This is a genomic window from Rhodococcus parequi, assembly GCF_046042785.1.
Classification (GTDB): domain Bacteria; phylum Actinomycetota; class Actinomycetes; order Mycobacteriales; family Mycobacteriaceae; genus Prescottella; species Prescottella parequi.
Genome location: NZ_JBDLNV010000002.1, coordinates 788,972 through 810,367, shown reverse-complemented (window position 1 = coordinate 810,367; position 21,396 = coordinate 788,972). Strand labels below are relative to the sequence as shown.

The window sequence follows — 21,396 nt, the reverse complement described above, 5'->3', positions numbered from 1 at the left end:
CTGGACTCGGAGAGGCGACAGTCACTGGAAGGACGTCGATGGCCACGAGTACCGGTAGCCCTGTGGACACCACGGACAAGCGGGAACACCACCCCACCCGGGTCACGCCGAAACGCGGACGGCTGTCGGAGGTTCCGCACATCGCGGGCCTCGTTCTCGGCGTCTTCTCGGTGCTGGTGTTCCTGTGGAGCCTGTCGCCCGCGCTGCGCTACCTGGTGCACACACCACGCCTGTACGTCGAGAACTACTACTTCGACGCCCCCGACACGAGCCTGTCCTGGGCCGTCGTGGTCGGTCTGGTCGCGGCCGCCCTCGCGAGCCGCAAACGGATCGCGTGGTGGCTGCTGACGATCTATCTGATTCTGTTCGCGATCGTCAACGCCGTCGAAGCGGTGGCCGACAAGAACATCAACGCCGCGGTCGCCTTCGTGGTCCACCTCGTCGTGGTCGGCGTTCTCGTCGCCGCGCGCAAGGAGTTCTACACCCGGGTCCGTCGCGGCGCCGCATGGAAGGCGTTGGGCGTCCTCGTCTCCGGTCTCGTGGTGGGCACGCTGCTGGGCTGGGCGCTGGTGGAACTCTTCCCCGGAACACTGCCGTCGGGCCAGCGGTTCCTGTGGGCACTCAACCGCGTCACCGCGCTCGTCGTGGTCGAGAACGAACAGTTCGACGGTCACCCGCACGTCTTCGTCAACACCATGCTCGGCCTGTTCGGCGCGCTCGCGCTGCTGGCCGCGGTGATCACGCTGTTCCGCTCGCAGCGGGCGTCGAACGCGCTGACCGGTGACGACGAATCCGCGCTGCGCGGTCTGCTCGACAACTTCGGCGCCGACGATTCGCTCGGCTACTTCGCGACCCGTCGCGACAAGGCCGTCGTGTTCGCACCCAGCGGCAAGGCCGCCGTCACGTACCGCGTGGAGATCGGCGTGTGCCTGGCCAGCAGCGACCCGATCGGCAACCCGGAGGCGTGGCCGCACGCGATCGACGCGTGGCTCGACCTGTGCTCGAAGTACGGCTGGGCGCCCGCCGTGATGGGGGCGAGCGAGGCCGGGGCCACCGCGTACAAGCGGGCCGGTCTGTCGGTGCTGCAACTCGGCGACGAGGCGATCCTCGAGACCCGCGACTTCAACCTGAACGGCCGCGAGATGCGCCAGGTCCGCCAGGCGGTCCACCGGGTCCGCAAGCAGGGCGTGACCGTCCGGATCCGGCGTCACCGCGACATACCGCCCACCGAGATGGCCGAGGTCATCGCCCGCGCCGAGGCGTGGCGCGACACCGAGACCGAACGCGGATTCTCGATGGCGCTCGGGCGGCTCGGCGATCCGCTCGACGGCGACTGCCTGTTGGTCGAGGCACTCGGCGGGGACGGAACGGGCGGGAACGGCGCCGAGGTGATGGGCATGCTGTCGCTGGTGCCGTGGGGGCCCAACGGGGCATCGCTGGACCTGATGCGCCGGAACCCGCAGGCCCCCAACGGCGTCGTCGAGCTGATGGTGACCGAGCTGATGACGCGCGCCGACGAGTTCGGCGTCGTCCGGGTGTCGCTCAACTTCGCGGTGTTCCGCTCCACGTTCGAGGAGGGGGCGCGCATCGGCGCCGGCCCGATCCTCCGGGTGTGGCGATCGATGCTGTTGTTCTTCTCCCGGTGGTGGCAGCTCGAGGCCCTGTACCGCTCGAACGTGAAGTACCAGCCCGAATGGGCGCCGCGGTACCTGTGTTTCGACGACAACCGGCAGCTGCCACGCGTGGGCATCGCCTCGGCCATCGCCGAGGGATTCCTGACGCTGCCCACGTTCGGGCACCGCGCCCAGGCCCCCACCCACACCGGGACCCGCACCGCGGTGCCGGAGGCGCTCGCCGTGTCCGGCGTCCTGCATGCGGACGGCAGCGCCCCGGATTCCGCCCCGGCCGCCGACGCCGCCACGAGCGGAACCGGCACGGTGGCCCCGGGATCGGTGGGACCGCGTCGACCCGAACAGGTTCGCGTGCGCATGGACAAGCTCACGCGCCTCGCCGACGAGGGCATCGATCCGTACCCGGTCGCGTATCCGCCCACGCACACCGTCGCCGCAGCGGCAGCCTCCCCCGAGGGCACCCGCGTGCGAATCGCGGGGCGGCTGTTACGGATCCGCACGTACGGCGGTGTCGCGTTCGCGGTGCTGCGGGACTGGTCCGGCGACATCCAGGTACTCATCGAACGCACCACCGTCGGCGACCGCCTCGAGGAGTTCTCCACCGACTTCGACCTCGGCGACCTCATGGAGGTGAGCGGCACCATCGGCCGCAGCCGCAAGGGTGAACTGTCGCTGCTGGCGACGGAGTGGCGCATGAACGGCAAGTGCCTGCACCCGCTCCCCGACAAGTGGAAGGGTCTGACGGACGCCGAGACCCGCGTACGGCAGCGCTACGTCGACCTCGCGATCAACCCCGAGTCGCGGCGGCTGCTGGCCGCGCGCACCGCGATCGTGAAGTCGTTGCGCGACACCCTGTCCGGCCGCGACTACCTCGAGGTGGAGACGCCGATCCTGCAGCGCATCCACGGTGGCGCCAACGCCGCCCCGTTCGTCACCCACATCAACGCCTACGACCTCGACCTGTACCTGCGGATCGCACCGGAGCTGTTCCTCAAGCGGCTGTGTGTGGCCGGCATGGAGAAGGTGTTCGAGATCGGGCGGGTGTTCCGCAACGAGGGCGTCGACTTCAAGCACAACCCCGAGTTCACGATCCTCGAGGCGTACGAGGCGCACAGCGACTACGAACGCATGATGGTGCTGTGCCGCGAGCTGATCCAGTCCGCCGCCGTCGCCGCGCACGGCAGCCAGACGATCATGCGTCCGGGGCCCGACGGCGAACTCGTCGCCGTCGACATCTCGGGCGAATGGCCGGTCAAGACGATGCACGGCGCGGTCGCCGAGAAGCTGGGCGTCGACGTCACCCCCGAGACGCCGCTCGACGTGCTGCAGAAGCTGTGCGACGAGAACGACGTCGAGTACCAGAAGAGCTGGGATGCCGGCGCCGTCGCGCAGGAGATGTACGAGCAGCTGGTGGAGGGGCAGACCGAGTTCCCCACCTTCTACACCAACTTCCCGACGTCCATGTCGCCGCTGACCCGTCCGCACCCCACCATCCCGGGTGTGGCCGCGAAGTGGGACCTGGTGGCGTGGGGCGTCGAACTCGGTACCGCCTACAGCGAACTCACCGATCCGATCGATCAACGACAGCGCCTCACCGAGCAGTCGCTGCTCGCGGCCGGCGGCGACGCCGAGGCGATGGAACTCGACGAGGACTTCCTGCAGGCTCTCGAGCACGCGATGCCGCCCACCGGCGGTCTCGGCATGGGCGTCGACCGGATCGTCATGCTCATCACCGGTGGCAGCATCCGGGAGTCGCTCGCGTTCCCGTTCGCCAAGCCGCGCAACTGAGGTCGCCGTGTCGGAGACGCAGACACAGGCTGTGCGGCGTTGTGCAATCGCCGGACTACTCATCGCCGGTGCGGTGCTGTACTCGTCGTGGGTGCTCGCGTTCTTCCTGAACTCGGGTGAGGGCGGGTTCGAGGGGTTCGCGAGCCAACTCGCGGCCACCGATCAGCGGTACGGAATCCTCTATCGCAGCGGCGATCTGCTGACCGGCATCGTGCTCTTCGTCGCCGCGGTGCTGGGCCTGACCCTGACGCCGCGGCGCTTCCTCACCACCGTCGGTTGGGGCGCGCTGGGAGTCTTCGCGGTCGGCACCGTCGCCGATTCCCGGCTGCCGCTGCGCTGCTCGAAGCCCGCCTGCGAGGCGGCGCAGGCGCCGCTGACCCACCAGTGGCACGCCCTCACCAGCACGGTGTCGGTGACGGCCGCGGTGGTCTCGGCCGTCGCATTCATCATCGCGATCTTCGTCTACCGGGCGCCGCGGGCGATGTGGTGGTCCGGGCTCGCCGTCGTCGTGCTGTTCCTCGTCGGCACGCTGTGGATGCTCGTCGGGGTCGACGACCCGTCGGGCAGCCACAGTTGGCTCGGCTTCGCGCAGCGCGTCGAACTGCTGTCGATGAGCGGATGGATGGTGCTGGTCGCGGCCACGTTGCTCAGCGACCGGGCGTGGCGGGACGTGCACGGAGTGACCGCGGCGTCCGCTCCCGCCTCCCCCTGACCCGCGTTTTGCGCACTTGTCGCGAAATTCCGGGGGCCCAGAGCGCGACAAGTGCGCAAAACGCGAGGGCGGGTGGGTGGGGACGGGTCAGGAGACGGGGCGCAGCGGGTGGATGCCCGGGGCCGCGGCGAGGTGGGCGCCGAACGCGCCGGCGGCCTCCCGCATGTGGTCCGACTTCATGTGCGTGTCGAGCGCGTGCTGGTCCTGCCAGATCTCGACGACGACGAACGTGCCGGGTGCCGACGTGGACTCGTACAGGTCGTAGGACACGCAACCGTCCTCCTTGCGGCTCTCCTCCGCCAGCGCGGTGAGGGCGGCGCGCACCGTGTTCTCGGAGCCGGCCTTGGCCGGAATTGTCGCAACGACATGCAGATTCGACATCGGATCCCTATTCTGTGAGCGCCGCCACAGTATGCGGCTTCTCGACGGTACCCTGGTCAGGGCTGCAAACGCCGCAGATACGCCTGCGCCCGTTCGTAATTCCAGCCGAACACTTCGCGAAGTCCGTTCGCCATCGTGTCCAGGTAGGCCGCCGACGGCGCGGTCCGGACGACGTCGCCGCACCCCACGGTGGCCGTGAAGGTCCGCATCGGCACCCCGTCGTGCACCCCCAGATCGAGGACGCGGTCGTAGCAGGGCGGCTCCTGAGCGTGGATGTCGTCGAACTGCTCGGCCGTCACCAGATACGCACACGCGGCGGTGTCGCCGGGCAGGTCCGGGTCGTAGAATGCCCGCCCGCCGCCCCACACCAGCGACTCGCCCGCGAAGTAGACGGTGCCGGGCAACCGCAGCCCTGCCCGACCGGCCGGCGGATGCGGGTTCCGCGCGCCCGTATACGTGCGCCCGCCCCCGGCCGGACAGCCACCCGCCAGATAGCAGTCGAGGCGGGCCGGCGACAGGTTCGATCCGTAGCTCACGTACCAGATCTGCACCATTTCGACGCTACGCCGGGATTCGTCGGATACAGTTTTGTATCGAGAGGGATCCGACACGGAAAGCAGGCGGTGACCAGTGCAGACGGCCGAGACGCCGCAACCCAAGCGCGTCACGAAACGGCGCGCCGAGACGCGGCAGCGCCTGCTCGACGCGGCCGGCGCAGTGTTCGCCGACGAGGGCTTCGGGCGCTCCACCGTGGAGCAGGTGTGCGAGCGCGCCGGCTACACGCGCGGCGCGTTCTACTCGAACTTCACCTCGCTCGACGAGTTGTTCCTCGCGATGTGGGAGCAGCGCTCGGCGACCATGCTCGACGGCATCCGCACCGCCCTCGCCGACCGGCCGTCGGCGCTCACCCTCGAGGCCGCCGTCGAACGCGTCCTGGCGGCGATCCCCGTCGACGACGCGTGGTACCGGATCACCGCCGAGTTCACCGCGCACGCGCTGCGCAACCCCGCGCTCACGCGCGTCATGGCGGCCCGGGAGGACGCGATCCTCGGGACCATCCTCCCGATCGTCGAGGACGCCCTCACCGCGGCGGGCCGGCACGTCACCGATCGCGAGGCTCTCGGGCGGGCACTGGTCGCGATCCACGACGGCACCTCCGTGCAGGTGCTGATGGAACCCGGGAACGAGGCGGTCCGACAGGCACGTCAGCGTCTGTTCGTCACCGTCGTGAGCAGTTACAGCAGCAGTATCTGACGGACAGGAGACAGGCAGTGGCAACGGAAGCCGACGTCATCGTTGTCGGAGCGGGACTGGCAGGTCTGGTCGCGACCCACGAACTGGTCAAGGCCGGCCGCAAGGTCGTCGTCGTCGACCAGGAGAACGTGGAAAACCTGGGCGGACAGGCCTTCTGGTCGCTCGGCGGCCTGTTCCTGGTGGACAGCCCCGAACAGCGCCGCATGGGCATCAAGGACTCGCGCGACCTGGCGCTGCAGGACTGGCTGGGCAGCGCCGGCTTCGACCGCGACCGCGAGGACCACTGGCCCCGGCAGTGGGCCGAGGCCTACGTCGACTTCGCGGCCGGCGAGAAGCGCGCCTACCTGCACGACCTCGGCCTGCGGGTGATGCCGAACGTCGGCTGGGCCGAGCGGGGCGGCGGGCTGGCCACCGGCCACGGCAACTCGGTTCCGCGTTTCCACATCACGTGGGGCACCGGCCCCGAGGTGGTTCGCGTGTTCCGCGAGCCGGTGCTCGACGCCGCCGCCCGCGGGCAGGTCATCTTCCGCTACCGGCACCAGGTGGACGATCTGATCGTCGAGAACGGCGCGGCCGTGGGCGTCCGCGGCACGGTGCTCGAGCCGTCGATCGAACCGCGCGGTGTGAAGTCGTCCCGCACGCCCGCGGGCGAGTTCGAGCTCCGTGCACAGGCGGTGGTGGTGACGTCCGGCGGCATCGGCGGCAACCCCGACCTCGTGAAGAAGAACTGGCCCGTCGACCGACTGGGCCGCGTGCCCGAACACATGATCACCGGCGTACCCGCGCACGTGGACGGCCGCATGCTGGAGATCACCGAGAACGCGGGCGGCAACATTGTCAACCGGGATCGCATGTGGCACTACACCGAGGGCATCGTCAACTGGGATCCGATCTGGCCCGATCACGCCATCCGGATCATTCCCGGACCGTCGTCGCTGTGGCTCGACGCCACCGGCAAGCGCCTGCCGGTGCCGCTCTTCCCCGGCTTCGACACCCTCGCGACGCTGAAGCACATCCTGGGCACCGGGCACGACCACACGTGGTTCGTCCTCACCCAGTCGATCATCGAGAAGGAGTTCGCGCTCTCGGGATCCGAGCAGAACCCCGACCTCACCGGCAAGGACATGAAACTCCTGCTCGGCCGCGTGAAGAAGGGCGCCCCGGGGCCGGTCGAGGCGTTCAAGCAACACGGCATCGACTTCGTGGTCCGCGACAACCTACGGGACCTGGTCGACGGCATGAACGCGCTCACCCCCGAGGCCAAGCTCGACCACGCGCAGGTGGAGCGCGAGATCGTGGCCCGCGACCGCGAGATGGAGAACACCTTCTCGAAGGACATGCAGGTGATGGCGATTCGCAACGCACGAACCTATCTGCCCGACAAGGCGATCCGCGTCGCCAAACCGCACCGCCTGCTCGACCCCGCGCACGGCCCGCTGATCGCCGTCCGGCTGAACCTGCTGACCCGCAAGACCCTCGGTGGCCTCGAGACCAACCTGGACTCGCAGGTGATCCGGCCCGACGGCAGCGTGTTCGACGGGCTGTATGCCGCCGGTGAGGTCGCCGGTTTCGGCGGCGGCGGTGTCCACGGCTACAACGCCCTCGAGGGCACGTTCCTCGGCGGCTGCATCTTCTCCGGCCGCGCGGCCGGGCGCGCACTGGGACGGAGTCTCGGATGAGCCGTACGGCGCTCGTGACGGGCGCGTCGTCGGGCATCGGCCTGGAAGTGGCCCGGGCGCTCGTGTCGCGGGGTTACCGGGTCCTCGGAACCACACGGAATCCCGCTGCGCTGCCGGAGGGTTCGCGAGTCACCGGTGTCGAGTACCTGGCGCTCGATCTCACCGACCGGGCGAGTATCGAGGCGTGCGCCCGCGCGGCGGGGGACGTGGACGTCCTGGTCAACAATGCCGGCGAGAGCCAGATGGGGCCGCTCGAGGAGCTGCCACTCGACGCGATCGACCGCCTGTTCCAGGTGAACGTGCTGGGCGCGATCCAGCTGACGCAGCTGCTCCTGCCCGGCATGCGCGAGCGCGGCTTCGGCCGCGTGGTGATGGTGGGCTCGATGCTCGCGAGTTTCCCGCTCGCGTTCCGGTCGTCGTACGTGGCCGCGAAGTGCGCACTGAAGGGCTTCGCGACGGCGGCCCGGCGGGAGCTGAGCCCGTTCGGGGTGTGGCTCACCACCGTCGAGCCCGGCACCATCGCCACCGGTATCGGTGACCGCCGCACCCGGTACATCTCCGACGGCTCACCGTACACGCGAGACTACGAGACGGTCTCGAAGGCCATGCAACGCAACGAGGACCGCGGTATCGAAGCATCGACGGTCGCCGCACTGGTGGTGAAGGCGATCGAGGCGGACAAGCCCGTGCCGCTCTACGCGGTAGGGAACAAGGCGCCGCTGGTGTTCACTGTCCGGCGGCTCGCGCCGCGGGCGTTCACCGAGAAGATGATGGCCCGGTTCCACGGGTTGAAATAGACGTGACGGGTGTCCTGCCGACCCCCCGACGGATCGGCAGGACGCCCGGATCATGGGCGGATCAGCTGCCGCTGGAACCGCTCGAGCCGCTCGAACCACTGGATCCGCTCGAACCGTTGCCGTCGTCAGAACCGTCCAGGGGATCCGTGCCACCCGCCGCCGACTCGGTCAAGAAGCCCGAAGACTTCGTCTTCAACGACGTTCCGGATTCCGCAGGAACCTTGGCCCGCCAGTTCACGATCGGGTTCAGAATCCCGAACGGACCACAGCCGGTGGCACCCGGAAGGGTGAAATTGGTTGCCGTGTTCTGAATGTTTCCGGCCTTGATACCCGGGTACGTAGCGTAGTCCCACACGACCGGGTCGTCGTCCGGATTGGTCAAGTCCAAGTCGAGCACCACGGGGTTGGATTCCGACCCGATGTAGCAGTTGTCACCGAGGAACGGATTGTCGATCTTCATCCGCGTATTCAGCGTCATGTCGAAGTCGAAGAGGTTACCGTTGAACACCGGAACCTCCACGGCCTCGACCGTCGCGGTCACCGCGGCCAGGCCGAACAGGTTGTTGAACGGGAGATCGACCCCGAGCACACCGCCGGGCACCGTCAACGGCTTGGCGTAGACGCCGTTGTGGCCGTCGTCGCGGGGAATGAATTTGTCGTCAGGGGCGTTGCCCGCGATGATCATGTCGCCGAGCCCGATCGGCAAGTTGAAGCCATTATTCGCGAACGTACCGCTCTCGACGAGCACCGTGAGGCAGCCTTCCGCGATGGCGGGATCGCACACGCCACCACCCGGCACCGGGGCGGGCGTCGGAGCTGCCGACGCCAAAGGAGCCAGCAGGGCCATCGAGGCACCGATCGCGCCCCCGACAACGGCGACACGGGTTGCAGCGCGACGCCGCGAGACCCTCGAATCGTTCTTCACGCATCCTCCTCAGTTATCGAGCATTCGATGTACGGCTCCACGTTTGTGGTCGTACAGAGGGGTGAGCAACGGCGAACGCCTCATCGCCGCGAACTTCGTTCGATCGAGCTGTGCCACGGCGGCACCCCACCGTCCGCAGCACCGGAGCCCAACCGATGAATGACTCTTACCTGGACATTCACTGTGGACTCGACACGCCTTCGACTGTTACGCCAGGTAACAGCTGGAGTGGTTTATATCACAGCGCGATGCCGCTGAATACGAAACTCGCGACTTTTCGCCCCCGGCCTTTTTGGGGTCTACCGGTCAGTAGTTCAACATGCCAGACTGTTTGGTCATGACGAGCACACGTGCAGTTACCGCCGTGGTCGCGGCAGCAGGAGCACTGCTTCTCACCGCGTGCGGCGGGCAGGATTCGACGCCCGAACACACCGGGCACAGCGCTTCCGCCACCTCCGCGGGCGCCACCACGTCGACGGCGGCACAGGGATCGACCACCCCGAGTCAGGCCGCGCCGGTCCCCGCGGTGGAATCGTCCACTCCCCCACTCACGTCGACCATGACGGTCGCGCCCCCGCCCCCCGCAGCGACCGTCCCGCCTCCTGCTCCGCGCCCTGCCGCACCCGCGGGCGGCGAGATCGACGCGCGGTCCCCGGAGCAGATCGTCGCCGAGTCGGGCGAGCGTGGGCAGCGCTACCTCGGCGCGCTGCGCGGCGCGGGCCTTCCACCGACCGGCATGGATGCCGTCGAGGTGCTGTACGCGCAGGGCACGTGCGAGGCCCTCGCGCGCGGCGATTCGCGTGCGAGCGTGTTGGCCGAATTCGATTCGGTGGGTGCGGCGTACGCGCAGTTCCTGCCGATGCCGGCGGACCGGATCGCGGAGATCTACGTGTCGACGGCCGAGAACACGTACTGCTGACCGCGACTCGGGATCGAGGGGGCCGCCGGCGCCGTCACGCCATGGAGCGCAACCAGTTCGTGAGCCACGACGTCGCCGTGGCACCGTTCCGGTCGACGACGTAGGTCGAGTAGTCCTGGTGCACCTGCGACTCGTAGAACTGGCGGAGCTTCTCGGCACGGTCGTGGTTGGCACCGTCCGACGACTGCGATTCGAGGGTGGGCACGCCGCCCGCGGCGATCACGTCCTGTGCGATGGACAGCGCCTCCTGCGCGTACCGGCCACTGAGCGGCGCGAGCGGCGACGAGTTCTGGGCCATGAACCCGGCCAGGCGGGTCACGAAGTCGTCCTTCGGGGTGGAGCAGTACAGGTCACCCGCGGCGCAGAAAGTTCGCGTCTGCGGATTGACCAGACCGAAGCCGCCGATCCGCGGTCCGCCGGCGCCGTTGCCGATCACCTGCGGGCCGACGATGTTGTCCCCCTCGGAACGGCGCGGATCGGACAGCAAGCCCACCGCGGCAATCCGATTCGGCGGAATGACGCCGAGTCCGGTGCCGATGTCGGCTGCCAGATCACCCGCCGCGTCCGCGCCCTGGCTGTATCCGATCAGGGCGAAGTTCGTGTTGCCGCATCGTCCGGCGATGTCCGCGATGATCCCCCGGGCGTTGTCGACGGCCTGCCGCTTGGACGCGCCGTACACCTCCGTCTCCCACGGGAACGCCGTCGCCACGTAGGTCACGTAGTCGACACCGACCGACGACGGAAGCCGGTTGGTCACCGCCGACAGCAGTCCCGGTCCGCGACTCGCACCCGGATCGGTGGTGGTCTCCCAGGTCCCCGGAATGGCCACGACATGCAGGTTCGGACACGTGGGTGCGGCCTGCGCCACCCCGGCCCCGATCGAGACCGTCGTTCCGAGAACCATTGCCGCGCTTGCCCCGAACGCGACCAGCGTCTTCTTCAGGCGCATCGACCCACCCCACTCATTCTGTCCAGGTGGCCACTTCCCCATGGCCACATGCCGTGACGTCCCCTCCCGTGACAACGCCTGCGGGTGACGCGACAGGTAGATCTTTACAGCCCTACGTGTCGATACGGTGCACGATCGGTAAACGCACGTTACCGGAGGCGGGCGCCGCGGTGGGCTTCTTCGTTTCGTCCTCTTCGCGCCCAAGGAAATTGGGCCCCCTCGCGGTGCGCGAGGGGGCCCAACCGACGACTCGGATCAGCCGCCCAAGCTACCGAACAGTCCCGAGAGGCCGGCGAGGCTGCCGCCGCCATCCGGATTCGGAATCGTGTCCGGATCACCGGTCACGGTGACGTTCACCGGGTTCGCCGCCGAGTCGATGAACCCGGCGTCGGCGGTGTACTGAGCGGTGACGACGAACTCGCCCGGGTTCTGGAAGAACGTCGTCAGCGTCGCAACGCCGTTCGCGTCCACCCGCACCGGTCCGCCGAGCAGCACGTCACCGAGCTTGAACTGCACCGTGCCCCGGGCGTCGGCCGGATCGAGACGCGCGGTGAGCGTCACCGGCGAGCCCTTGGCGGTCGAGGCCACCGGATCGACGGTGATCGTGGTGGCCACGTCGGCGGCCGGCGCTTCCGTGACACTGACGGGGTACTGCAGCGAGACCGACGGGGAGATCCCCTCGGCACCCGAGTACCGCGCGATCACGCGATGCGTGCCGTTGGTGGTGAAGGTGTGCGGGAGCACCGCGGCTCCATCGTCCATCACGTCTGCCGTGCCGACCGGAGTGCCGTCGACCTCGAAGGCGACCGTGCCGCCGGAGACTCCCGGCTCGACCTTCGCGGTGAGGTTCACCGGCTGGTCACGGTAGGCGTCGTGACCCGGTCCGGTGACGGACGTGGTGGTCTGGATGTCCTGCGAGGTCACCGTGACCGTCTTCGCGGCGGACGACGGATTGAAGAACTCCGCGCCCAGGAACTTCGCCTCGTAGGCGTAGTCGCCGTCGGTGTCGAGCATCTCCGTCAGCGACGCCTTGCCGTTCACGACGTCGACCGGTGTGCCGACGTCCTCACCGTCACGGGTGAACTGCACCTGCCCACTGTCCGGGGTCGGCACGACCGTGGCGTTGAGGGTGAACTGGCCGCCGTTGGTCACTGCGCTCGGACCGTCCAGGTAGGTCACGGTCGCGACCGCCTGCCGCAGGATCTGGATCGTGGCCAACGGGCCGGCTCCGGCATTGAGCCCGGCGCCCGCGGAGTCACGCGGTGAACACTGGGTGGGGGCCCAGACGGTACCGACGATCGGCGCGCTGGCACGGGGCAGGAACGTCAGGAAGTTCGCGTCGTTGCCGAACTGACCGGCGTTTCCTGCGGTGCGCAGCTTCATCGAGATCTCACCGGCCGCACCCGCCTTGAGCGTGGCCTTGACCTGCGGCAACTGGAAGGAGGTGGTGCTGCCCGACGCATTCGCCTTGATGCCGCCCTCGGAACTCTTCGAGGACTTCGGTCCGTTGCCGATCGTCTCGTTGTTTCCGGACAACCGGATGATCGAGCCGTTCGCGTCCGGGTTTCCGCTCTCGTTGACGACGATGACGTTGGGCGCGACACCCGTGATACCCGCGGACGTCCCGGCCACCACCTCGGCGCCGACGAACTGCGCGTTCTCGGGCATCGCGACGTCGATCTTGAGCCGCGAGATGTTCGACAGGCTCGCGCCGGAACCCAGATCGTTGGGTACCGAGATCGGCGGCGGCGAGATCGTCACCACGAACTCCTCACCGGGCGCGACTGATTCGGGGGCGTCGACCGTCACCGACGCCGCCTGCACCTGAGTCTGCGGCCCACCGGCCAGACTCGACGACGGCGTCGCCTGACACGCGTTGTTGAACGGTGTGGTCGTCGTGGCGGCGGAAGCGGATCCCACACCCAGGACGCCGGCACCAGCGACCACCGTCGCGCCCACGGCGACCGGCGCGAGGTAGCGGTACAGCTTGGAACTCATCGATCCTCCTGCACTCATCTCGTCAGCCCCCGATCGATCCGGCGAGCAGCCCGCCCAGCGGGCCTTCCAACAGCGCACCGAGGCTGCCGGCACCCGTGTCGGGCGTTTCCGGCGCCGCAGACACGTTCAGCACCACGGGATTCGAGACGGTGTCGCGGAAGCCCTCGCCACCGACGAACTTCGCGGTGAGCAACTGCGTGCCCTCGAAGTCGAGCGTGGTCGTGACGGACGCCTTGCCGTCGACGACGGTCACGGGAGCGCCGACCGCCTCCGTGCCCTTGTAGAATTGGACGGTGCCCTGAGCGTCACCGGGGGCGACGTCCACGGTGAGGGTGACCGTCTGGCCGACCACCGACAGACCCTGGACCTTCAGGTCCGCGGTCACGGCAGTGAGGACGGGCGCGGTCGGGGCGACCGTCGCGGTGAACGGCGCGGACGTCGAGGCCGAGAAGCCCTCGGCGCCTGCGAAGTCGGCGACCACCTGGTAGGTGCCGGCGGTGTCGAACGTGTGCTCGAGGGCCGCGACACCATCGGCAGTGCCCAGGTCGACGGTGCCGACCTCGGTGCCGTCGACGGAGAAGGTGACGGTGCCGCCGGTCGGGATCGGGCGGACGGTGGCCATCAGGTTGGTCGGGCTACCGGCCTCGGCGGTCACCGGCTCGACGACCACCGTGGTGGTCTGCCAGGCGCCGTAGGAGACGGCGATCTGCTGCGCCGTCGCGGCCGAGCCTGCGACTCCGAAGCCGCCGACGAAGTTCGCCGTCACCGAGAAGTTGCCCGGATCGTCGAAGCGGTGGTTCAGCGTGGCCGTGCCGCCGCTGACCTGGACCGGGCTACCGACGTCGGTGCCGTTCACGGCGAACTGCACCGTGCCCTGCGCGTCGGCCGGGGTGACGGTGGCCTGCAGCGGCACCGTCGCGCCCGCCTCAGCCGTGGCCGGTACGGTCACGGTGGTAGCCGTCTGGACGGGGCCGACCTCGGCCTCGACCGGAGTCGACTCGGAATCATGGAACAGACCCGTGGCCGTGTACTTGGCCGAGATCGAGTAGTTCCCCATCTCGGCGAAGGTGTGCGCCAACGTGGCGGATCCACCGCTCACCGTGACAGGGGTCCCGATCGGGTTCGAGCCGTCGAAGAACTGCACGGTGCCCGTGGCACCGGACGGCGAGATCGTGGCCGTCAGATCCGTCGAGCTACCCATGGCGACCGTGCCGATCGGCGACATGGTGGTGGTCGTCTCCGCCTTGTTGTCCATGACTCGGACCTTGGCGCCGGAGGCGTTGGAGCCCTGCTGGCTGCTGAAGGAGTAGACGTCGAAGACGAACCCGCTGTCGTAGTCGCCGGGCGCGAAGTTCTCCGGAATCTTGTAGTTCACGGTGAAGGTCAGCACGGTGCTGCCGATGACCTTGAATCCGTCCGTACCGAGCACAGGAACCGAGTTGCACCCGTTGCCGGCGCAGACCGCCTTGACGCCGGCGGCCCCCTCGTTCGTCACGGTGCCGTTCGGCGAGGTGTTCCCGTTGAGGAACTGGAATCCGGCCGGCGCCGTGTGCCGAATGGAGGTCATGTACCGGCCCAGGTTCAGGAATCCGCCGGCTTTCGAGTTCTCCCAGATACTCGACCGGTAGGTGACCGTGTCACCGGGGTTGGCGACGTTGCCTGCCACACCGTTGACGCTCAGGACCTCGGTCTTCCAACCGAGATTGTCGGCCGTCAGATTGCCGGTCGACGCCGGTGGCGGCGGGCCGGTGGGGCTCGCCGCCGCGGCCGTACCGGCCATGGTCAAGGTCAGCGCTGCCGCGCTGGCCAAGGCCACGAGCGGGCCGGCCGCTCTACGAAGTTTCGACGAAAACACTGCTCCTCCTCGGGTAGGTCCGCCTTTCCCCCGACTCGGCGGTCATGTGTCACTCATCACATGCGGCAGACCATAGCCGTTGCAAGATCGTTGTAGAAGCGTTTTCTGGTCGAACGTCCAGAAAACACCCCACAGCTCAGCCTGATTTCGGACCGAAAAAGGGCGAAGGCCCCGTCCCACGCGAGGCGATGCGTGGAACGGGGCCTTCGGGCTTCGAAGGACGCGATCGGCGGGGAACGTCGTTGGTCCCCGCCGGACCGCGTCAGCGCTGGGGAGCGCTGGTGGTGCGGATCGGCGACGGCAGCGACGTCGATCCTTCGAGGAACTTGTCGACCGCGGACGCGCACGAGCGGCCCTCGGCGATGGCCCACACGATCAGCGACTGACCGCGGCCCATGTCGCCGGCGACGAAGACGCCGTCGACGTTGGTGGCCCACTCCGACGAGCGGGCGACGTTGCCGCGCTCGTTGAGGTCGACGCCCAGGTCGGTGAGGAGGCCCGGCTTCTCCGGTCCGACGAAGCCCATCGCCAGGAACACGATGTCGGTTTCGAGCTCGAATTCCGAGCCCTCGACCTTCTCGAAGCGGCCGTTCACCATCGTGACCTCGTGCGCCTTGAGCGCGGTCACCTTGCCGTCGACACCGACGAACTCCTCGGTGTTGACCGAGAACACGCGCTCGCCGCCCTCCTCGTGGGCGGACGACACGCGGTACATCAGCGGGTACGTCGGCCACGGGGTGGAGTCGGCACGCTCGGCCGGCGGCCGCGGCATGATCTCGAACTGGTGCACGCTCTCGGCGCCCTGGCGATGGCTGGTGCCGAGGCAGTCGGCACCGGTGTCGCCGCCGCCGATGATGACGACCTTCTTACCCTCGGCCGTGATGGTCGGCTCCGCGAGGTCACCCAGCTGGACGCGGTTGGCGATCGGCAGGAACTCCATCGCCTGATGGATGCCGTCGAGCTCGCGGCCCGGGATCGGCAGGTCGCGGGCCTCGGTGGCACCACCGGCGAGGACCACCGCGTCGAACTGCTCACGCAGCTGCTCGGCGGTGATGTCGACACCGACGTCGACGCCGGTGCGGAACACCGTGCCCTCGGCCTCCATCTGCGCCAGACGGCGATCGATGTGGCGCTTCTCCATCTTGAACTCGGGGATGCCGTAGCGCAGCAGGCCGCCGATGCGGTCGTCGCGCTCGAACACCGTCACCGAGTGGCCGGCCCGCGTGAGCTGCTGTGCCGCAGCCAGACCGGCCGGGCCGGAGCCGACGACGGCCACCTTCTTGCCGGTGATGTGCGACGCGCGCACCGGCTGGACCCACCCCTCGTCGAAGGCGCGGTCGATGATCTCGACCTCCACCTGCTTGATGGTGACCGGGTCCTGGTTGATACCGAGCACGCACGACGCCTCACACGGCGCCGGGCACAGCCGGCCGGTGAACTCGGGGAAGTTGTTGGTCGCGTGCAGCCGGTCGATACCCTCGCGCCACCGATCCTTGTGGATCAGGTCGTTCCACTCGGGAATCAGATTCCCGAGCGGGCAACCGTTGTGGCAGAACGGGATACCGCAGTCCATGCACCGGCTGGCCTGGGTCTTGAGGGTGTCCGAGGAGAAATCCTCGTACACCTCCTTCCAGTCCATCAGGCGCAGCGGCACCGGACGGCGGATGGGCAGCTCGCGCGACGTGTGCTTCAGGAAGCCGTTCGGATCACCCACGAGCTGCCTCCATGATTGCGTCGTCCACGTTCGTTCCGTTCTTCTTCGCGGTCTCGATAGCGACGAGGACCTTCTTGTAGTCGCGCGGCATGACCTTCGCGAAATGTGCCTTCTGGTGCGACCAGTCGGCGAGGATCCGAGCCGCAACCTCGGATCCGGTCTCGTCGCGGTGACGCTCGATGGCGCCGTGCAGCCACTCCAGGTCCTCGACGCTGAGGTCCTCGAGATCGACCAACTCGGTGTTGAGGTTGGTCCCGAAATCACGGTCCGGGTTGAAGATGTACGCCACACCACCGGACATACCGGCGCCGAAGTTGCGTCCGGTCTTACCCAGGATGACCACCTTGCCGCCGGTCATGTATTCACAAGCGTGGTCGCCCACACCCTCGACGACAGCAGTGGCGCCGGAGTTGCGGACGGCGAAACGCTCGCCGACGATGCCGCGGACGAGAGCCTCACCCGCAGTGGCGCCGAACAGGAGCACGTTGCCGCCGATGATGTTGTCCTCGGGCACGAAGCCCTCGGCCGTCTTCAGCGGAGGGCGGACGACGATGCGTCCACCGGACAGGCCCTTGCCGACGAAGTCGTTGGCATCACCGTGCAGCCGCAACGTCATGCCCTTGGGCACGAACGCGCCGAAGCTGTTGCCGGCCGAACCCGTGAAGGTGATGTCGATCGTGTTGTCCGACAGCCCTTCCGCGCCGTAGGCCTTCGTCACCTCGTGGCCGAGCATGGTGCCGACCGTGCGGTTGACGTTGGTGATCTCCGACGCGAACGCGACGGCCTCGCCCTTGTCGAGGGCCGGACGCGCCAGCTCGATCAGCTGCTGGTCGAGCGCCTTCTCCAGGCCGTGCTCCTGCGTACCCGAGCAGTACAGGTCCTGGTCCGCGAACGCGGACTCGACCTTGTGCAGGATCGGGGACAGGTCCAGCTTGGACGCCTTCCAGTGCTCGAGCGCCGCGGTGGTGTCGAGGACGTCGACCTGGCCGACCGCCTCCTGCAGGGTGCGGAAGCCCAGCTCGGCGAGCAGCTCGCGCACCTCCTCGGCGATGAACATGAAGAAGTTCTCGACGAACTCCGGCTTACCGGCGAAACGCTTGCGCAGTACCGGGTTCTGCGTCGCGACACCCACCGGGCAGGTGTCGAGGTGGCACACGCGCATCATGATGCAGCCCGAGACCACCAGCGGCGCGGTCGCGAAACCGAACTCCTCGCCACCGAGCAGCGTCGCGATCACGACGTCACGGCCGGTCTTCATCTGACCGTCGACCTGGACCACGATCCGGTCGCGAAGACCGTTGAGCAGCAGCGTCTGCTGGGTCTCGGCCAGGCCGAGCTCCCACGGTGCACCCGCGTGCTTGAGCGACGTCAACGGCGACGCGCCCGTGCCACCGTCGTGACCCGAGATCAGGACCACGTCGGCGTGCGCCTTGGAGACACCCGCGGCGACGGTGCCGACACCGATCTCCGAGACCAGCTTGACGTGGATCCGCGCCTGCGGGTTCGCGTTCTTCAGGTCGTGGATCAGCTGGGCCAGATCCTCGATCGAGTAGATGTCGTGGTGCGGCGGCGGCGAGATGAGGCCGACGCCCGGGGTGGAGCCACGCACCTCGGCGACCCACGGGTACACCTTGTGCGGCGGCAGCTGGCCACCCTCACCGGGCTTGGCGCCCTGCGCCATCTTGATCTGGATGTCGGTGCAGTTGCTCAGGTAGTGCGACGTGACACCGAAGCGCCCCGACGCGACCTGCTTGATCGCCGACCGGCGCCAGTCACCGTTCTCGTCCGGCGTGAAACGCGACGGATGCTCTCCGCCCTCACCGGAATTCGAGCGGCCACCGAGACGGTTCATCGCGATCGCGAGGGTCTCGTGCGCCTCGGCGGAGATCGAGCCGTAGCTCATCGCACCCGTCGAGAACCGCTTGACGATCTCGCTGGCGGGTTCCACCTCGTCGATCGAGATGGGCTCGCGCACACCGGTCTTGAACTTGAACAGGCCGCGCAGCGACGCCAGGCGCTCCGACTGGTCGTCGACGAGCTTGGTGTACTCCTTGAAGACCTCGTACTGTCCGGTCTTGGTGGCGTGCTGGAGCTTGAACACCGTGTCCGGGTTGAACAGGTGGTACTCGCCCTCGCGACGCCACTGGTACTCGCCACCCACCTCGAGCTCGCGGTGTGCCCGCAGCTCCGGCCGGTCCAGGTACGCCTCGGCGTGGCGGGCAGCGACGTCCGCGGCGATCTCGTCCAGGCCGATGCCGTCCAGGTTCGAGTGCAGACCGGTGAAGTACTCGTCGACGAGCTCCTGCGACAGGCCGATCACCTGGAACAGCTGGGCACCGGTGTACGACGCCAGCGTCGAGATGCCCATCTTCGACATCACCTTCAGCACACCCTTGCCGGCGGCCTTGATGTAGTTCGTGACGGCCTTGTCGAGCGACAGACCGGCGAGCTGGTTCGACTGCAGCAGCTCGTCGATGGTCTCGAACGCCATGTACGGGTTGACCGCGGAGGCGCCGAAGCCGAGCAGTGCCGCCATGTGGTGGACCTCGCGGGCGTCACCGGACTCGACGACCAGACCCACCTTGGTGCGGGTCTTCTCGCGCACGAGATGGTGGTGCACCGCGGCGGTCAGCAGCAGCGACGGGATGGGCGCGTACTTCTCGTTGGACTCGCGGTCCGACAGCACGATGATGCGGGCGCCGCCGGCGATGGCCTCGGAGACTTTGTCGCGCACCGTGTCCAGAGCCTTGCGCAGGCCTTCGCCACCCTGGGCGACCGGGTACACGCCGCGGACCACGACGCTGCGGAAGTGCGGGAACTTCGCGTTGTCGTTGAGGTGGATCAGCTTCGACAGGTCGTCGTTGTGCAGGATCGGCTGCGGCAGCACGATCTGCCGGCACGACGCGGCCGACGGCGTCAGCAGGTCGGCCTCGGGACCGATGGTGCCGCCCAGGCTGGTGACGATCTCCTCGCGGATGGCGTCGAGCGGCGGGTTGGTGACCTGAGCGAACAGCTGCTGGAAGTAGTCGAACAGCATCCGCGGACGGGCCGACAGCACCGCGATCGGGGTGTCGGTGCCCATCGAGCCCAGAGCCTCACCACCGGTGACGGCCATCGGCTTGACGAGCAGGTTCACCTCTTCGTTGGTGTACCCGAAGATCTGCTGGCGCAGCACGACCCGGTCGTGGGTCATGTAGGTGTACTTGCTCTCCGGCAGGTCGTCGATCTGGACGAGGCCCTCGTCGATCCACTGCTGGTACGGGTGCTCCGCGGCGAGCTCCGACTTGATCTCGTCGTCCGAGATGATGCGGCCCTGTGCGGTGTCGACCAGGAACATGCGGCCCGGCTGCATGCGCATGCGGCGCACGATCTTCTCCGGGGCGATGTCCAGGACGCCGACCTCGGACGCCATGACCACCAGGCCGTCGTCGGTGACCCACACGCGCGACGGACGCAGACCGTTGCGGTCGAGCACGGCGCCGACGACGGTGCCGTCGGTGAAGCACACCGACGCCGGGCCGTCCCACGGCTCCATGAGCGCCGAGTGGTACTCGTAGAACGCCTTGCGGGCCGGGTCCATGCTCTCGTGACGCTCCCAGGCCTCCGGGATCATCATCAGCACGGCGTGCGGCAGGCTGCGCCCGCCCAGGTGCAGCAGCTCGAGCACCTCGTCGAAACGCGCGGTGTCCGAGGCGCCGGGGGTGCAGACCGGGAAGATCTTCTCGAGCGCACCCTCGCCGAACACGTCGGACTTGATGAGCGCCTCGCGGGCCCGCATCCAGTTCTCGTTGCCGCTGACGGTGTTGATCTCACCGTTGTGCGCGACCCGTCGGAACGGGTGCGCCAGCGGCCACGACGGGAACGTGTTGGTGGAGAAGCGCGAGTGCACCAGGCCCAGCGCGCTCTCGACGCGGTCGTCCTGCAGGTCGAGGTAGAAACCCTTGAGCTGCGGGGTGGTGAGCATGCCCTTGTAGACGAACGTCTGGCCGGACAGGCTCGGGAAGTACACCGACTCGCGGCCCGGGCCGTCCTCGCCGGCACCACCGTTGCCGAGCTCGTGCTCGACGCGCTTGCGGATGACGTAGGCGCGGCGCTCGAGGTCCATGTCGGTGACGGCGTCACCGGCCGAGCCGATGAACACCTGACGGAACGTCGGCATCGCGGCCTGCGCCAGCGAACCGAGCGAGGAGTCGTCGGTGGGGACCGCGCGCCAGCCGAGAACCGTCAGGCCCTCCTCGGCGACGATCTTCTCGACGCCCGCGGCGGCCTCGTCGGCAGCCGTGTCGCCCTGCGGCAGGAACGCGATACCGGTGGCGTACGCGCCCGCGGCGGGCAGGTCGAAGTCGACGACGGCGCGCAGGAAGCGATCCGGCACCTGGAGCAGGATGCCGGCGCCGTCACCCGTGTTGGGCTCGGAGCCCGCGGCGCCGCGGTGCTCGAGGTTGACCAGCGCGGTGATCGCCTTCTCGACGATGTCGCGACTGCGACGACCGTGCATGTCGACGACGAACGCGACGCCACACGCGTCGTGCTCGTTCGCCGGGTGGTAGAGCCCCTGGGGCCCGGGAAGATGCTTCATACCTACTGCCTTCGTATGCGTAGATGCACCGACGACCAGCAGCGCTGATGGCCATACAACTGCAGAGCATGTACCTGCACGACACTGTGCGGCACCGACCGAGAAGGGCTCCTCGTTGAGCCTCGGCACGGGACTGACGTCCGCCCCGGCGACGTTGCTCTGGGGCGTTTCAGACGGTTATGAGTCCACCGTGTTGAGAAAAGGTTAATTCACGC

General features: G+C 68.3%; 14 protein-coding genes. 6 read left to right on the top strand and 8 right to left on the bottom strand.

Annotated features, from left to right (window positions below; all coding sequences use genetic code 11):
• The first annotated feature begins 38 nt into the window (after window positions 1-38).
• Window positions 39-3,419 carry a bifunctional lysylphosphatidylglycerol synthetase/lysine--tRNA ligase LysX gene (gene lysX, locus ABEU20_RS07945; RefSeq protein WP_420163841.1) on the top strand — a complete coding sequence of 1,127 codons (3,381 nt, stop codon included), beginning with the start codon at window positions 39-41 and terminating at the stop codon, window positions 3,417-3,419.
• Window positions 3,420-3,450: 31 nt separating this feature from the next.
• Window positions 3,451-4,131, top strand: a complete 681-nt coding sequence (locus ABEU20_RS07940; RefSeq protein ID WP_420163840.1) for a DUF998 domain-containing protein — start codon at window positions 3,451-3,453, stop codon at window positions 4,129-4,131.
• Window positions 4,132-4,218: 87 nt separating this feature from the next.
• On the opposite strand, the gene ABEU20_RS07935 is transcribed toward ABEU20_RS07940, so the two are convergent.
• Window positions 4,219-4,512 (bottom strand): putative quinol monooxygenase, encoded by a 294-nt coding sequence (locus tag ABEU20_RS07935; RefSeq protein ID WP_420163839.1) that lies wholly within the window; start codon window positions 4,510-4,512, stop codon window positions 4,219-4,221.
• Window positions 4,513-4,568: 56 nt separating this feature from the next.
• Window positions 4,569-5,063 (bottom strand): hypothetical protein, encoded by a 495-nt coding sequence (locus tag ABEU20_RS07930; RefSeq protein WP_420163838.1) that lies wholly within the window; start codon window positions 5,061-5,063, stop codon window positions 4,569-4,571.
• 79 nt (window positions 5,064-5,142) lie between these two features.
• Here ABEU20_RS07930 and ABEU20_RS07925 point away from each other — a divergent pair, with 79 nt between their 5' ends.
• Genes ABEU20_RS07925 through ABEU20_RS07915 form a run of 3 tightly spaced genes read left to right on the top strand, consistent with a single transcriptional unit; the run spans window position 5,143 to window position 8,242 of the window.
• On the top strand, window positions 5,143-5,766 hold the full coding sequence (locus ABEU20_RS07925) for a TetR/AcrR family transcriptional regulator (RefSeq protein ID WP_420163837.1): 624 nt from the start codon (window positions 5,143-5,145) through the stop codon (window positions 5,764-5,766).
• A 17-nt stretch (window positions 5,767-5,783) separates the two neighbouring features.
• A complete protein-coding gene (locus tag ABEU20_RS07920; RefSeq protein ID WP_420163836.1) occupies window positions 5,784-7,445 on the top strand; it encodes an FAD-binding dehydrogenase in 1,662 nt (553 codons plus the stop codon).
• Window positions 7,442-8,242, top strand: coding sequence for an SDR family oxidoreductase (locus ABEU20_RS07915; RefSeq protein ID WP_420163835.1), 801 nt, complete (start codon window positions 7,442-7,444; stop codon window positions 8,240-8,242). The genes ABEU20_RS07920 and ABEU20_RS07915 overlap by 4 nt, the downstream gene beginning before the upstream one ends.
• A 61-nt stretch (window positions 8,243-8,303) precedes the next feature.
• Here the strand turns inward: ABEU20_RS07915 and ABEU20_RS07910 are convergent, their stop codons facing one another.
• The gene (locus tag ABEU20_RS07910; RefSeq protein WP_420163834.1) at window positions 8,304-9,167 is read right to left on the bottom strand and encodes a hypothetical protein; all 864 of its coding nucleotides are present in this window, start codon (window positions 9,165-9,167) and stop codon (window positions 8,304-8,306) included.
• Window positions 9,168-9,504: 337 nt separating this feature from the next.
• Between ABEU20_RS07910 and ABEU20_RS07905 the strand changes: the two genes are divergently transcribed.
• Window positions 9,505-10,086 (top strand): DUF732 domain-containing protein, encoded by a 582-nt coding sequence (locus tag ABEU20_RS07905; RefSeq protein WP_420163833.1) that lies wholly within the window; start codon window positions 9,505-9,507, stop codon window positions 10,084-10,086.
• A gap of 34 nt (window positions 10,087-10,120) precedes the next feature.
• On the opposite strand, the gene ABEU20_RS07900 is transcribed toward ABEU20_RS07905, so the two are convergent.
• From ABEU20_RS07900 to gltB, 5 genes are all read right to left on the bottom strand, one after another.
• Window positions 10,121-11,035 (bottom strand): cutinase family protein, encoded by a 915-nt coding sequence (locus tag ABEU20_RS07900; RefSeq protein ID WP_420163832.1) that lies wholly within the window; start codon window positions 11,033-11,035, stop codon window positions 10,121-10,123.
• Window positions 11,036-11,290: 255 nt separating this feature from the next.
• Complete coding sequence (locus tag ABEU20_RS07895; protein WP_420163831.1) at window positions 11,291-13,033, bottom strand: Ig-like domain-containing protein; 1,743 nt, start codon at window positions 13,031-13,033, stop codon at window positions 11,291-11,293.
• A 22-nt stretch (window positions 13,034-13,055) separates the two neighbouring features.
• Window positions 13,056-14,849: an Ig-like domain-containing protein gene (locus ABEU20_RS07890; RefSeq protein WP_420163929.1), complete on the bottom strand. Its 1,794-nt coding sequence runs from the start codon at window positions 14,847-14,849 to the stop codon at window positions 13,056-13,058.
• A gap of 301 nt (window positions 14,850-15,150) precedes the next feature.
• Window positions 15,151-16,602 (bottom strand): glutamate synthase subunit beta, encoded by a 1,452-nt coding sequence (locus ABEU20_RS07885; protein ID WP_420163830.1) that lies wholly within the window; start codon window positions 16,600-16,602, stop codon window positions 15,151-15,153.
• The gene (gene gltB, locus ABEU20_RS07880) at window positions 16,595-21,181 is read right to left on the bottom strand and encodes a glutamate synthase large subunit (protein WP_420163829.1); all 4,587 of its coding nucleotides are present in this window, start codon (window positions 21,179-21,181) and stop codon (window positions 16,595-16,597) included. The genes ABEU20_RS07885 and gltB overlap by 8 nt, the downstream gene beginning before the upstream one ends.
• Window positions 21,182-21,396: the final 215 nt, after the last annotated feature.

What these genes read in the sequence shown, in the direction of transcription:
- ABEU20_RS07905 (WP_420163833.1), top strand. Translation starts at nt 9,505, where the DNA reads ATGACGAGCACACGTGCAGTTACCGCCGTGGTCGCGGCAGCAGGAGCA.
- gltB (WP_420163829.1), bottom strand. Translation starts at nt 21,181, where the DNA reads ATGAAGCATCTTCCCGGGCCCCAGGGGCTCTACCACCCGGCGAACGAG.
- ABEU20_RS07935 (WP_420163839.1), bottom strand. Translation starts at nt 4,512, where the DNA reads ATGTCGAATCTGCATGTCGTTGCGACAATTCCGGCCAAGGCCGGCTCC.
- ABEU20_RS07895 (WP_420163831.1), bottom strand. Translation starts at nt 13,033, where the DNA reads ATGAGTTCCAAGCTGTACCGCTACCTCGCGCCGGTCGCCGTGGGCGCG.
- ABEU20_RS07915 (WP_420163835.1), top strand. Translation starts at nt 7,442, where the DNA reads ATGAGCCGTACGGCGCTCGTGACGGGCGCGTCGTCGGGCATCGGCCTG.
- ABEU20_RS07900 (WP_420163832.1), bottom strand. Translation starts at nt 11,035, where the DNA reads ATGCGCCTGAAGAAGACGCTGGTCGCGTTCGGGGCAAGCGCGGCAATG.
- lysX (WP_420163841.1), top strand. Translation starts at nt 39, where the DNA reads ATGGCCACGAGTACCGGTAGCCCTGTGGACACCACGGACAAGCGGGAA.